The sequence below is a fragment of the Chitinispirillales bacterium ANBcel5 genome (genome assembly GCA_029688955.1).
GTDB lineage: Bacteria > Fibrobacterota > Chitinivibrionia > Chitinivibrionales > Chitinispirillaceae > Cellulosispirillum > Cellulosispirillum alkaliphilum.
Map to the genome: position 1 here is coordinate 1 of JARUKZ010000024.1, position 13,704 is coordinate 13,704.

General features: G+C 41.7%; 9 protein-coding genes. 2 read left to right on the forward strand and 7 right to left on the reverse strand.

Annotated features, from left to right (window positions below; all coding sequences use genetic code 11):
- Positions 1-166: 166 nt before the first annotated feature.
- From QA601_12755 to QA601_12775, 5 genes are all read right to left on the reverse strand, one after another.
- Positions 167-1,825, reverse strand: coding sequence for an ATP-binding protein (locus QA601_12755; protein MDG5815954.1), 1,659 nt, complete (start codon positions 1,823-1,825; stop codon positions 167-169).
- Between the two features lie 173 nt (positions 1,826-1,998).
- A complete protein-coding gene (locus QA601_12760) occupies positions 1,999-2,892 on the reverse strand; it encodes a hypothetical protein (protein MDG5815955.1) in 894 nt (297 codons plus the stop codon).
- A 4-nt stretch (positions 2,893-2,896) separates the two neighbouring features.
- Positions 2,897-3,727 carry a DUF1189 family protein gene (locus QA601_12765; GenBank protein MDG5815956.1) on the reverse strand — a complete coding sequence of 277 codons (831 nt, stop codon included), beginning with the start codon at positions 3,725-3,727 and terminating at the stop codon, positions 2,897-2,899.
- A 111-nt stretch (positions 3,728-3,838) separates the two neighbouring features.
- The gene (locus QA601_12770) at positions 3,839-5,533 is read right to left on the reverse strand and encodes an AarF/ABC1/UbiB kinase family protein (protein ID MDG5815957.1); all 1,695 of its coding nucleotides are present in this window, start codon (positions 5,531-5,533) and stop codon (positions 3,839-3,841) included.
- Positions 5,530-5,838, reverse strand: a complete 309-nt coding sequence (locus tag QA601_12775; GenBank protein ID MDG5815958.1) for a phasin family protein — start codon at positions 5,836-5,838, stop codon at positions 5,530-5,532. Before QA601_12775 ends, QA601_12770 begins: the two co-directional genes overlap by 4 nt.
- A 196-nt stretch (positions 5,839-6,034) precedes the next feature.
- On the opposite strand from QA601_12775, the gene QA601_12780 reads away from it, so the two are divergent.
- The gene (locus QA601_12780; GenBank protein ID MDG5815959.1) at positions 6,035-6,988 is read left to right on the forward strand and encodes a lysylphosphatidylglycerol synthase transmembrane domain-containing protein; all 954 of its coding nucleotides are present in this window, start codon (positions 6,035-6,037) and stop codon (positions 6,986-6,988) included.
- A gap of 5 nt (positions 6,989-6,993) precedes the next feature.
- Here the strand turns inward: QA601_12780 and treY are convergent, their stop codons facing one another.
- Both treY and QA601_12790 read right to left on the reverse strand, forming a co-directional pair.
- Positions 6,994-9,795, reverse strand: coding sequence for a malto-oligosyltrehalose synthase (treY, locus tag QA601_12785; GenBank protein ID MDG5815960.1), 2,802 nt, complete (start codon positions 9,793-9,795; stop codon positions 6,994-6,996).
- A gap of 164 nt (positions 9,796-9,959) precedes the next feature.
- Entirely contained in the window at positions 9,960-10,775 is an 816-nt protein-coding gene (locus tag QA601_12790) for a tetratricopeptide repeat protein (protein ID MDG5815961.1), read from the reverse strand.
- Between the two features lie 366 nt (positions 10,776-11,141).
- Here QA601_12790 and QA601_12795 point away from each other — a divergent pair, with 366 nt between their 5' ends.
- The gene (locus QA601_12795; protein MDG5815962.1) at positions 11,142-13,703 is read left to right on the forward strand and encodes an LptF/LptG family permease; all 2,562 of its coding nucleotides are present in this window, start codon (positions 11,142-11,144) and stop codon (positions 13,701-13,703) included.
- Position 13,704 lies beyond the last annotated feature (1 nt).

A 13,704-nucleotide genomic window follows, 5' to 3' on the forward strand; every position in this document is an offset into this window, starting at 1 on the left:
CTTTGGACCATGGGGAAGGTGCTTTGGACCATGGGGTATGGACAGAAATGGACAGGGGGAATCGTTGGGCAAATCAGGGTGGTATCATTTTGGCCCTAAAGTGCAGGCCCACCATGTGGGCCTGCACCCGGGGGAGCATTCCCCTGCTCGTTTGCCCTAAAAACCCCTACTTAAAAGTCTCCTCTTCCTTTTTCTTCATGAGAAGGCGCCAGATTTTATCCACCAGCTCTCTGCCACTAAACGGTTTTACAATAAAGTCATCTGCACCACTGGCGAAACATTTCTGAATTTCGTCATTTTGAGTGCCGGCAGAGAAAAAAGCGATGGGTATATTTCGGGTTTCTTCCTGACTTCTAAGAATCCTGCATATTCTGTATCCATCAAGCCCGGGCAGGTAGGAATCCATAAGGATAATTGAAGGGCGTTTTTCAAATGCGTACAGCAATCCAAGCTCTCCGGATTCGGCCACGTGTATATCAAATGCGCTCTCAAGAACCATTCGCGCGATCTCAACAGCTTCCCTGTCACTGTCTATAAGCAGAATAGAAACTTCTTCATCCATCAGCTCCTGCTCTTCTTCAAGTTCACTGGGATCAATGATTCTTGGATCTTCAAAATAAAGGGATTTGGTTTCATCATCATCCCAGCTTATCTCTGAGTGTATGGGCAAAAGAACATGGAATTCGCTTCCCGGAAAGCTATTTTCCTTAATTCCTTCACTTTCAACCCAAATACGCCCCCCATGGCGCTCAATAATTCCTTTAACAATAGACAAACCCAGCCCGGTCCCACCACCCATAAACTTTGTATAATCGGTGCTGTGACGGTTTGTACTTCCCACTTCATAAAAAGGGTCGAATATGTTTTTTTGCTCTGCTTTGTCGACCCCTATTCCGTGGTCTTTAATAACAATGTGAAAGCGATTTTCACTTTCGGTGGTTATGTACACATCAATCGGAGAACCATCGGGGGAGTACTTTATGGCATTACTGAAAAGATTTGTAAAGACCTGATGCATTCGCATCTTATCACCGTAAAAGGAAGGAGGGTTACTTTCCATGTGGCATTTGAAGGTAATTCCCCTTTTAAGCGTAAACTGTGACAGCTCTTCAATACAGTCATTAGCCATAACTGCCAAATTGAATGTTTCGGGTCTTAAGCGAAGTCTTTTCTGCTCAATTCTGGTAACATCAAGAATGTTGTTAACCACTTTGTGCAGCCTGTCCGCGGCACGATTTATACTCTCGATCATCCTGAAGATGCCACTGTCAAGTTTATCTCTGAAATTATCGATAATGATATCCGAATACCCCTTGATTGATGTCAGAGGGGTTTTCAGTTCATGGGAAGCGATACTGAGGAAGTTTGATTTAAGCTCTGAAACTTTTTTCAATTCAGCATTGGAGCGAATCAACTCGGTGTTCATTTTCGCCATTTCGACGTTTTTCTTCTCAATTTGCTCACTTGCTTTCAACTCCTGGGTAATATCACGAAAAACAAGCGCAATGCAGTCCGGGCAGTTTTCTATGTTAAAAGAGCTTACAAGACAGATCACATCATCGTTATTTCCACGCCCCACCTCAACACGGGCCTCCTGCATTCTGCCCTTTACCATATTTTGCCACAAATCGTCCCATGATGGGCCAAAATTGTAACTGTTTATATAACTTTCCAGTGTTTTGCCAATAAGTTGCTCTTTGGGACAGGAGAACAGATAGCCACCGAATTTATTTATAAACTTAACTTCACCATCTACATTTAAGATCATTATGCATACAGGTGTATCTTCAAACAATAAAGCAAACAAATGGTCATCAATTTGCATAGTAATCCTCTCAAAACCTGCAATCTATATCGTATATACCAGATACAAAACTCACTATCAGATATATCTCTTTTCAGTAATACTATTATACATTAGACCTGATACTAAAAAACCATACAAATCTCATTTTTTAGTAAATCACTGATTTGTATTGTGTTATTTATGGAATAAACTCAGGTGTTATTTTTCAGTTCATCAATCTCCCGACAAACAGAATCCACTTTTGAAAAATCCTCTCTGGTGACCAGATCGATCTTTTTTGCATAAAGCTCCAGTAATTTGTAATCCTTGGGGGTTAACTCCTTCTCAGCGGAGATTGTGCCCAGTACAGCATCAACATCCTCATCAAAGCGATACCCCCTCAAAAACGCCTTAAAAGCATCCTTGGAAGCAGCAAAGCTTTTTTCATCTGCTTTGCTATAGAGCATGTCGGGGATATAGTCTTTTAACAATTCTTTTTCGATATCTTCACTGTTTTTGAAGTTTTTAGCACTCTGGGGGACCTTGGTATCACTGCTCTCGATCTGGGTTATCAGCGACTCAATCTCATTTCGAACCTTTTGCATCTCCTGTTCTCTGTAATGAGCCTGGTAAATAATGGGAAATGCGTTCACGCTTAATACAGCGTTTCCAATATTTTTAAACGTGCCGACAAAAAATACATCCCCGGCCTGAGAAAGGATCTCCTCCAGAGTGTGAAAGGGTACTATTTTGGCCGGTGTGGGGATAAAATCTTCCAACTCCTCCATGTTTTCCAGCCTATCGCGCAACTTCTGGGGATCCAGCGCTGACTCAATCCCATCCATCTTCTCTAAAAGTTGCGCAAGCCCCTCACCCAGGCCCTCCTCCTCAAGATTAACCCCCATCTCAGATTTCAGAAAATCTTTAAGATTGTTTTGCTCCTTAAAATTCCCCTGAGCGACTAAAAATCCCCCGTGCACCATTGAAGCGATAGGGTGTTTCATAGCCATAAGATCGGAAGGATCGATATCAATTTTGCCATAAACGGTTACACGTCCATCAAGATGTAAGGGGTTGCCTTTTTTCTGTTCTATATCAAATACCATTTTTTCACTCCCGATCTTTTTTATTTTTTTCTGGTGTAGTTGCTACTATGGCCCTAAACATCACAATTGTAGAGATAAATATAAATATGTGCCAAATCCAATTGTTTTTAACCCCTGCAAAAGCCACGATCACATTTCCAAGGATAACCGGAGTCGATGCAAAAGAAGCGATCCTGAAAAACTGATTTATTTTTCTCTTCTTCTCTATTCTAAACAGAAACGCCGCAATACCCAGAAACAGAACACTGCTAGTTATTACAAACAGAAAAAATACCGAGCTCCAGATCAAAGAATTTAAAAAGAGACTAAACATATTACGAACAAGAACGCTTCGAATTAATGAAGGGGTAAAAGAAAAGTCGCTTTCTCCCAAAAACCTGGAGTAAGGTATCACAATCTCAGATGAGGTGAAGGGCTGAAGCACCACACTGGTTTTATTCATCAAAATACCAGGCTTACGCTCCCCGTCCCACTCTTTTGCCTGAGTGTCTACTACCAGAAAGGTGTCTGGCATAGCAGCAAATATATGGGGATAAATGACCATCCGGTCCAGTATAGCAGAAAGGGAACGAGTGGATGGTATATAGGGTTCGGGGCGGTTAGGGTAAAGCTTACCCTCTTTTATCTCCATTTCAGAGAACAGCTGCGATAAAGGTGTGGCTATTCCCCGCTCTGTATCGATGATGTAATAGGTTTTAAAGAGGCTTGTAAGAATTGTAGCGAAGACAAAAAGTTTAAAAAGATACCCAGTAATCTTTAAACGCGACGCGCCAAGCACTTCACGGTAAAACAACGGTTCAAAGATACTACGATGAAGCTCTGAAAAGAATTTCACATCTTACCTTGTTTAGCATAGTTCTTTAGATATCGAAAAAATTGCAATAGAGAGTAAAATAGAAGATGCCCTGCAAACTCCAAACATTTTTCCTCATGTGGGGCCCGCTGATCACATCCTCTCGTGCTTTAAAATAGATATAAGCAACCAAAACCCCATCAACCCTGCAGCAACAAAGCCTGCCAACCCTATCACCGGCATACCATAGACCACCGGTGGAATACCGGAAAGCACCACAATGGATGAGCCCATCACAAGAGCAGCCAACACAATCCCAAATACCAATCTGTTAGCCGCCTGCTCAATTTTTTTTAGAAATGGATTTAATCCCATGTGCTCAAATTCAAGATGCACCTTGCCGGATTTAACCAGCGCAATGATATCCCTGGCATCGTTGGGCAGATCGCGCATAAAAGTGAAGATATCCTGTGCGGAATCAGCAGACTGCCTCAGTACAGAGCGGGGGCTGAACTGTTCTTTGATTAGATCTTTGGCAAATGGTTCTAAATGCTCAAGCATATTAAACCGAGGATCGAGTTTGTAACCGATCCCCTCAATGGTGACCAGAGCTTTTACCAAAAGATAGAAGCCTGGAATAAGCCTAAGGCGATAAGCTCTGAGGATCTGCGATAAACGGTTTAGTATCTCCCCCACGTTTATCTCTCCAAGTGGTCGTGAGGCATATTCCTGAATCAACTCAGCCATCGCATACTCCAGCTCATCACCCTTTCTGGACTGTTGATCAGAGATTTCATGAAGCGTACGTACAATTCTTTTGGAATCTCCATTGGCGATGCCTATGATTATGGAACTCAGATACCCCCGGGAAGTAGGGGTCAGTATACCGGTCATCCCCAAATCAAGAATACAGATTGTATTGTCATCTTTTATAAGGATATTGCCGGGGTGGGGATCAGCATGGAAAAAGCCATGGCGAAATATCTGTTTTAAAACAATGATGGCCCCTCTTCGGGCAATCTCCTGAGGGTCATGCCCTTTTCGACAAAGCTCTTTAATGTTGGTTATCTTTATACCATTAATGAATTCTGTGGTGATCACTCTTTTGGTGGTGAGTTGATGAAACACCTGTGGAATGTAGATAGTAGGATCATCCTCAAAGTTTCTTCTAAAATGATCGAAATGAAGGGCTTCAGTTGTAAAATCCAGCTCTTTTCTGATTGCACTGGCAAATTCATCCACAAGCTGCACAGGATTAAACACTTCCATTCCCTGTACATGCTTCTGCATAAGAAAAGCAATGCGGTACATGATCTCCAAATCTACAGTGATCATGTCGGTGATATCAGGCCTTTGCACCTTAACGGCGACCTGGGTTCCGTCATGAAGCTCAGCCTTGTGCACCTGAGCCATTGAAGCAGAAGCAAAGGGCACGTACTGAAAGGTCTTAAACAGCTCCTCAACCGGTTTCTTCAATTGCGATTCGATTAATGCCACTGACTCTTCTTTATCGAAGGGCGGCACATCATCCTGAAGCCCTTCAAGGGCGTCTATCAACTCTGTGGGCAGTATATCGGGCCTGTTTGAAGCAAATTGACCTAATTTAATGAATGTGGGACCTAACTCCTCAAATGAAAGACGAACCCTGTCCCACCGTGAAATCCCTCGCAGTTGTCTGGTTTTTTTTCTGCGAAATATTTTCCTGCCGGCAGTAAAATAGCGTTCTAAATTGAGACGAGACAGTATATCGCCAAATCCATACTTTACCAGTACTGAAGCGATTTCACCGTATCTGCCTATATGGCGGTAATGTATTGCACCTTTAGGCTTCTTTCTGTAACCGTTCACTTCTTATCCCGTGACTCGCAATCATTTTCAAGTTTGCTAACCCTTTTTTCAAGACTCTTGAGTTCTTCCTGGGTGCAAATATTGACCTTTTTAAGGGCGCTATCTACTCTTTCATTCACCATTTTCTCTATAGAAGCTTTAGTTTCTTCTGATTTTTTCACAAGCTCATCAACGAATTTCTTTCCCTCTGCTTCACTCATCTTTGCATCTGAGGCGATCTTTCTGGCACTCTCCTCAACCTTCTCACGAGTCATAACAGCCAAACCAAGCGCAGCGTAAACACTTTTTCTCATAAGGTCGATCATAGTAAATCCTCCCCTTTTAAGTGGTTAAACTTCTGTTACCTTTTTAAAATACTATTTCCAACCAATATATATATTTCAATGGACTAAAATAATGCAACACCTATTCCAAAGTATTTAACGGTAGTTCAAATACACCCAATTTTTACCACCTCAAAGTAGTAATAGTTTTTTTGCTAATTAAAACCGGTCACAAGCCATGAGTACTAAAGCTACAATAGTTTTTTTATTAAAAGCAGTGTTAACGATTGCTCCATTTGTATGGATCTATGCTCAAACCAATATACATGATGTTTTGAGAATCGTTAAAACGGTGCCCGTTCACCTGCTTTTTTTAGTAATTTTCTTCTCCTTTCTGATTCACCTGTCTCAGGGGGTTAAATGGTGGTTTCTTCTTAGAAGATTCAACTCCCAAATACCACTGCGGGAGACACTGAAAGTACACCTTCTGGGCTCTTTTTACTCGATTGCATTCCCTACCAGCGCAGCACAGGATCTGCTCCGGGCAGCGCTTCTGAGCAGATCTCACCCCGGCTCCCAGGCCTGGGCATCTTCATGGATGAGCAGGTTTATCGGACTATTTGCCCTTTTGGTGCTCTCTACCTGGGGCACCGCAATGCTTGACTCCACTATTCTGCCACCCGGCTTCCGTTCCTCACTGTTTACCGTATTTGCAATGGTAGCATTTATCGGGGCAATCTCGTTTTCAAAAAAAATCACCCGACCAGTGCGCAAAGTGGTTTCAAAGGTTATAAGCCCCAAACCCCTAAGTTTTATCGAAAACATAAGAGAAGGTGTGTACGCCTATAAAAGCTCCTACAGTACACTCCTTGGCTCCTTTTTTATCTCCGCAGCAATACACCTGCTAATCATTGCTAACACAACATTTCTGATATACATTATTACTGGTAATTTTTTCTTTCTGGAGTGCCTGGCATTTATTCCGCTCATTGAGATTTTAAGCATCTCACTGCCTCTGACACCAGGAGGGATTGGGGTCAGGGAAGCACTGATAGCAATTATGTTTCGACAACTTGAGCTTGGCCCTGACCATCTTGGATCGTACGTATTGATTAGTTTACTTTGCTACTTTTTGCCTAAAGTAACCGGAAGCCTACTCCTCATTCCCCATATACTGAGAAGAAAACAGTGACACGTTTATTGGCAACCAAACAAAACAGCACCCGGAAAATCCTTAAAAAGCTCCCCAACAGTACTATCCGCGCCAACTACATCTACGCTTTTACCAGTTAACACATTCTTGAAATGATTAGGAAAAGAAGCAGGAACCTCAACAGCTGTAGTACTCCATACCTGATCTGAGTTGGAAAGTGAAGAATTCTGCTGGTAAACATTGGTAAGCAGACGCGGCACAACAGCGATAAGGTACTGATCATTATGGTGACGGGAGAAGGCCACTAAATGATTTTTATGCTCTCCCTCTATTCTCAGAGGAGCATATGAGCCGCATTCAAATAGTGTGGGGCAGCTATTGCGTAATTTAAGCAATTGGTGAAGCAAAAAAAGCTTTACAGCCCCATTTTCAGGGTGAGATAAACTTTTGGTTAAAAAGTCACAGTAATCCTGCTCCTCCATTATTGCGATATCAGAAAGCATGGAACTTCGCAGGTCATAATCAACGGGCCTTCTGTTGTCAGGATCCACAAGATTAAGATCCCATAGTTCTGTTCCCTGATAGAGATCCGGTACACCAGGTGAACAGCATTTAAGTATAAGCTGGGAGAGAGAATTACGTACCCCATACCATGCGATTTTTTCCTGAAAGGGGATGAATATGTCGAAAAAGGATTTGTTGAGCTGGCGATCAAGAACGGAGTTTATAAAATCTCTCAATATATTCTCAAACTCCTCATCGGGTTTTATCCATTCGGTGTGAACTTTGGCTTCCCGGGCAGCTTTGAGCGTGTATGCTTGTATTCGTTCAATGAATTGCTCAAAGTTAGCTTGTTCAAAGGGCCATGAGCCTAAAAGTGTCTGATAGAGAAATATTTCATCATTACCATCCGGGAGCAGCTCACCCTTAATCTTCTTTTTAAAATTTTTATTGATTCGTGCAAATTCCTTAAGCATCCGCTCCCACTCATTGGGGATTTCAGAAAGCACCCCAATGCGCATCCTTGCATCTTCTCCCCTTTTGGTATCATGAGTTGAAGTTGCATTAAGGGTATGCGGTGTTAGATGAAACCTTTTTTGGTTAAATTTGTGAAAAGCTCCCCTTTGCACGCCAAATTTATCCGGATAGCCACCGACTTCGTTAAGAGAGATCAGCCTGTTGTAATCATAAAGCGTGGTGTCTTCGAGCCCCTTTGCCATCAACGGCCCACTAAACTGCTGAAAACGCATTATTATGTTAAGCCACTGCTGCTGAGTGTGTTCAGAGGCGCTTGGGTCCAATCGTAAATAGAGATAGTGTTCAATAAACTCAAGCTCCCGAATAAAAGCAGGATTGTTCTTTTTAACTATAAAAAAAGTTTCGTCTAAAATTTGGATATCTTCGCGGTTCAGTGTTCCTGAATGTATGTAGGTACGATACACCGGAAAAAAGGCCAGAAGTTCAATAATTGCACTTCTTAAACCATGCATGGTCATATCGGTGCCGCGGCGGTCAGTTGAACTAACCTTTTTTATCAAGAGTGCAAGATTGTCGATGTCACCGGCCATGTGACGGTTTATAATGAGGCGCTTTTTCTCTAAAAGAAGAGTGTTAAAATCCCGGTACTCTCCTGAAAAGCGCTTATATAGCTTCTCAAACCTCTTCTCATTACCGCTCTGGGACATCATCTGTGAAACCATATTCATAAAATCGTATCCGGTGGTTCCCTGAACCGGCCAATCGCCTCTGAGATACTCATCATGTGCCAATATCTTCTCTACTATAAGATAAAGATCGGGTATCTGATTTCTAAGACGCTCCAGATACTTACGTGGATTATACAACCCATCGATATGATCGATCCTGAGACCGGTAAACACCCCCTTATTTGCCATACTTAGAATCAAAGCATGAAAATCCACAAACACATGTTCATCTTCTGCTCTTACCGATATAAGATCATTTACAGTGAAAAAACGTCGGTAATTGAGTTCCTCGGTTGCCACTTTCCAGTAACTGAGTTTAAAAAACTGCTCGGAGTGAAGCGCATCAAGAAGCGAGAAGCTGCTTGGATCGCCCTCTTTTCCATTGAATTCAGTGAGATTTTCATCAATGAATTCTGCTATTGTGCTATCTGCACTGCAAAGCTCCCAAAGCATAGTTTTGGCAAATGAAACCTGTCCCTTTCTTTCCTCCGATTCTGTGGCAGAGTTGAGGTTTTTTACAATGTACAGTACTCCCAGAAGCTTTATGAGCCCTGAGTGAGTGTTTCCCAAATCCGCTTTCAGGCGATCTATTCTATGACTAAGCACATTTGCATAGGTTTCAATTTTAAGGGGGAAACGATGTTCATAGTAATTAAAGAAAAACCCTTCCCGCTCGTAGGTTAGCTTTATCTGCCCCCCTTCCAGACATTCTTTATAGAGATCCCCAAGTATAGGGAGCAGTAATTTACCTCGTAAGCTCTCATAAGGGTGCTCCCAGTCGATATCAAAGTAGTTATAGGCTGCTGAAGCGGGTCCGTTTTCAAGAATATCCATCAGAAATTCGTTGCCACTATCGATTGCCATATGATTTGGAACGATGTCCTGAAGCCAGCCCAATCCTTTAGCTTGAACGGTCTCCATGAGGTGCTCAAATTCAACCCTGGTACCAATGTCTGGATTAAGTTCCTGATTATTAACTACATCATAGCCATGAGTGCTGCCCTTTCTTGCCTTAAAAATTGGTGAGGCATAGATATCGGAAATCCCTAATTTTTCAAGATAATCGAGAATACTACGGGCATTATTGAACGTGAAATTTGCATTGAATTGGAGTCGGTAGGTAGAACGTGGTGTTTTCATAACTTTTTCTTATGGTGGTTAAAATGAAACATTTTTTTTCTAAGAAAGTATTGTTGAGCAAATCAGATACCACCATAGAATCCAAAAGACCTTACCTCAGAGATTATACCTGAAAAAATTAAAAAGACGGTCTTATTATAATGAGAGGACAAAAACCATACAGGTTACTTTAGATCTTTAAGAAAGTTTTGAGCTCTGTCTTTATAGTCACTTGCCGGATAACGATCTATAAGCATCTGCAGCGCTTCTCTGGCTTCACGGACCTGCCCCATCCTTATAAACGAGAGACCCAGTTTAAACATTGCGTCTTCAGCCTTTGGAGCGTTATTCAGTGATAGAACTCTCCTGAATGCACTTACTGCCGAAGCGAAATCTCCCATTGCATAGTAACTCTCCCCTACCCAGTACTGAGCATCCTGAGCCCAACTACCCTCAGGAAAATTTTCAACCACCTGTGAGAAGAGTCGTTTTGACTGGTTAAAATTTCTTGCATTATAAGCCTGCAGCCCTTTGCGGTAAATTTCATAGTCCTGAGAGGGGGATAGCAGGGCCGATGCACTTGAAGGGCTAAAAGTGGCAGGTGGTCTGCTTTGAGCTGCTCTTTGAGGAGCTGGGGAGTTTTCTATAGCCTTTACTATGCTATAAAGATCCTTATATGCCTCAATGAGTAGTGCTAAACGAGTTTCAATCTCGGCGATCTTTGCGATCGAAACACTGGACACCTCTTCAGAAAGTAGTACAATCTGATTATCCAGATCCACCACCTGAGAGCGAAGCACCTGAAGATCAAGATGTGTCTCCTGGGCCATCCTCAACGCTTCATCTGAATTTTCTTTCACATGGATAACGTCTATCTCCGGTAACAGAGCCTCCATTTCAAGCTGCTGACTGGAAGCTGCGCACCCGCCCAAAATCACAAGTAGCATAAGAGAAAGGAACAAGCCCCAATGACACATCCATTTTCTATAATAATCACCCATTATCGACTCCTCACCTCTAATTGCCCCAAAAAGCTCCATAGAGCCTCAATTCAAGCCTTTATTTGCCTTAAAAATCAAAACACCGTTCAATTTAAAAGCATATAAAAGGTTATTTATGTTCATTATATTATTTTTAATAAAAACTGTCCAAAAAAGATTGAATTTTAAATTTGTGATAGCCATAAGAAAGTACGTATTTTAGAGACTGGCATATTATGCACTCATCGGGCGTAGTATGCAAAGGTACTGCAATTAAATACTTGTGGTTAGGGATCTTCAATTAAGCACACTGATACAATCTTTAAAACAATTTTAGTTGTTGCAGCAAATTTGGAGAAAAGCATCTCCCAAAGGTTTTGAAAAATTATGCTTATTTATAGATATATTATAAGGGAACTTATTTTCCCCTTTATTGCATCACTGGGCATCATTGTTTTTCTCTTCATTATGCAACAGGCAATGGTCCTCCTTAACCGTATTGTTTCACGAGGACTTGATCCTGCAGTGGTATTTGAAATCTTTGTGATCCAGCTTGGATGGATACTGGCACTTGCCATACCAATGGCCGTTCTTACCTCAACCCTTATGACTTTTGGACGAATGTCCGGAGATAATGAGATAACAGCCATAAAGGCATCGGGGTCAAGTATGTTTCCCCTTCTCATTCCCGTTTTTAGTGCTGGACTTGTGGTTACAGTAGGTCTATTTTACTTTCACGATCTCATTCTTCCCGAAGCTAACCACAGAGCATCTAAACTACTCTCAGACATTAGCCGAACACAACCGGCAGCATTTATAGAACCAGGGGTTTTAATACAGGATTTTGAAGACTATACGCTCTATACCCATGATGTAGACCCGGTAACGGGTGATCTGTCAGGAATACGAATCATGACCGACGCAGCAGGACAGGATCCAACAGTAACTGTAGCTGCAAGCGGAAATGTGCGAATGACCAACGACCAGAGGTTTTTAAAACTCACCCTCCATAACGGAGAGACCCATAGCTATCCCCGTGATGCTGATCAGGAATATTATATCGGAGAATTTGAAAAACAGGTTATATACATCCAAAATGTGGATAGCAGACTTCAACGCACCGAATCGGATTACAGAGGTAACAGAGAAAAAACTATCGCTATGATGCTTAGTGATGTCGAAGATTTAAGGGAAGCGAACCAAAACATCTTAGTTAACCATCATAAAATCATCGATACCCTCAGTGCTCAGATGACACGTTACGACTCACTAAACAAAGTACTTCCTTATGATTCAGAACAAACCGACATTATGTCATTTGATAAGTGGATCCAACATTACGGTAAATCGATACCGGTAGCATCCAATGAAGTTTTGAAGAATAAAGATGCTCTACAGCGGGTAATCAGGCGTAAACATTCAAATGACCTTTCAATTGCTCAGTACATGGTTGAGGTTCATAAAAAGTATGCTATTCCTGCAGCGGTTCTGCTTTTTGTGCTCATAGGTGCTCCACTTGGGATTATGGCAAAAAGGGGCGGATTAGCTGTAGGGGGAAGCTACAGCTTGTTTTTCTTTATAATTTACTGGGCTTTTTTAATTGTGGGTGAATCCTGGGCTGATAATCTTATAATATCACCCTTTTTGGGTATGTGGTCGGGCAACATACTGATTGCTATTGCAGGATTGGTTCTTCTGTATTTTATGCTGCAGGAAAAAACAATCCGCTTCGATTTTGTTAAACATTTTTTTGCATTTCTGACCAAAAACCAACTTATTAAATCGATCAGCAAGTCTTTTATATTCAAAATTCCCGGCATTATCTTTTTATTACCCAAAATCATAACCAGAAAATGTATCAAAATTCTACCCACCTATCTGATGGGTCAATTTCTCAGTTATACTATTGGGCTTCTGATCGCTGTTTTGGTTATATTCGTAGTTGTAGATTACGTAAGTAATCTACGTCGTTTCGAGCATGCAACTCTGCTTGAGGCGCTTCTGTATTACTGGTACTATTTACCCTGGTTGATACAAACAATGCTCCCGGTAGTTTTGCTGCTTGCATCTATGTTTGCTATGGGAAAGTTGGTAAAACAAAGTGAACTAACAGCGATTAAAGCCGCCGGTGTTAATATACGTCAGCTTACATTTCCGTTGCTTGGATTTGCACTTTTTCTCAGTGTTGCAGCCTTTTACGGTGGTGAGGTTATCTTACCACTGGCAAATGAACGCCGTGCAGAGTTGAGTGAACAGTTCAGGCACCCACCATCAATGCGTGACTCGAGGCAACCGGGGCGTCGTGAGTACAGAAGAAATTTTTTCTACTTTGGTGATCCAAACACGATGTATGTGTTTAAAGAATTCAGCACAAACCCTCAGTTTGCACGTCAGATACAACGACTCTCCTTTAGAGAAGATGGTTTAATGCAAAGAATTGATGCTGAAGAGATGGTGTATGATGAAAACAGTGGATGGAAATTTCTAAACGGGCAAATAAGATCATTTGGCAGAAAAGACAGTATTTTATTAACTTTCGATACTCTTGATGACGATGTTCTTACTTCAAAACCGCACGATATGGTAAAATACGTAAGATCAAAAAGAGAGATGAGTTACTGGGAACTTAAAAACTATATAGAAATATCCAGGCAAAGAGGTGAACAGGTACAGCGCCACAAAGCGGAATTACATTTTAAAATCGCCCTTCCTTTGATGAACTTTTTAGTAATTCTTCTTGGAGTAGCTATAACTGCCCGTACAGGAAGAAAAGGGGGACCGATTAATTTTGCTATTGGTCTTATGATGGTGTTTGCTTATTGGATTATCTCCCGCAGTACTATGGTGTTAGCACAAAACGGAACAATCACTCCCCTTGCCGGTGCCTGGATTGGAAATATTATATTCACTGTTATAGGAATAATTCTTTACAGAAAGGCTGCACACTGAG

Excerpts from the sequence above, each read along its gene's own strand:
- treY (MDG5815960.1), bottom strand. The coding sequence starts at position 9,795 with ATGAAAACACCACGTTCTACCTACCGACTCCAATTCAATGCAAATTTC.
- QA601_12780 (MDG5815959.1), top strand. The coding sequence starts at position 6,035 with ATGAGTACTAAAGCTACAATAGTTTTTTTATTAAAAGCAGTGTTAACG.
- QA601_12760 (MDG5815955.1), bottom strand. The coding sequence starts at position 2,892 with ATGGTATTTGATATAGAACAGAAAAAAGGCAACCCCTTACATCTTGAT.
- QA601_12790 (MDG5815961.1), bottom strand. The coding sequence starts at position 10,775 with ATGGGTGATTATTATAGAAAATGGATGTGTCATTGGGGCTTGTTCCTT.
- QA601_12755 (MDG5815954.1), bottom strand. The coding sequence starts at position 1,825 with ATGCAAATTGATGACCATTTGTTTGCTTTATTGTTTGAAGATACACCT.
- QA601_12775 (MDG5815958.1), bottom strand. The coding sequence starts at position 5,838 with ATGATCGACCTTATGAGAAAAAGTGTTTACGCTGCGCTTGGTTTGGCT.
- QA601_12795 (MDG5815962.1), top strand. The coding sequence starts at position 11,142 with ATGCTTATTTATAGATATATTATAAGGGAACTTATTTTCCCCTTTATT.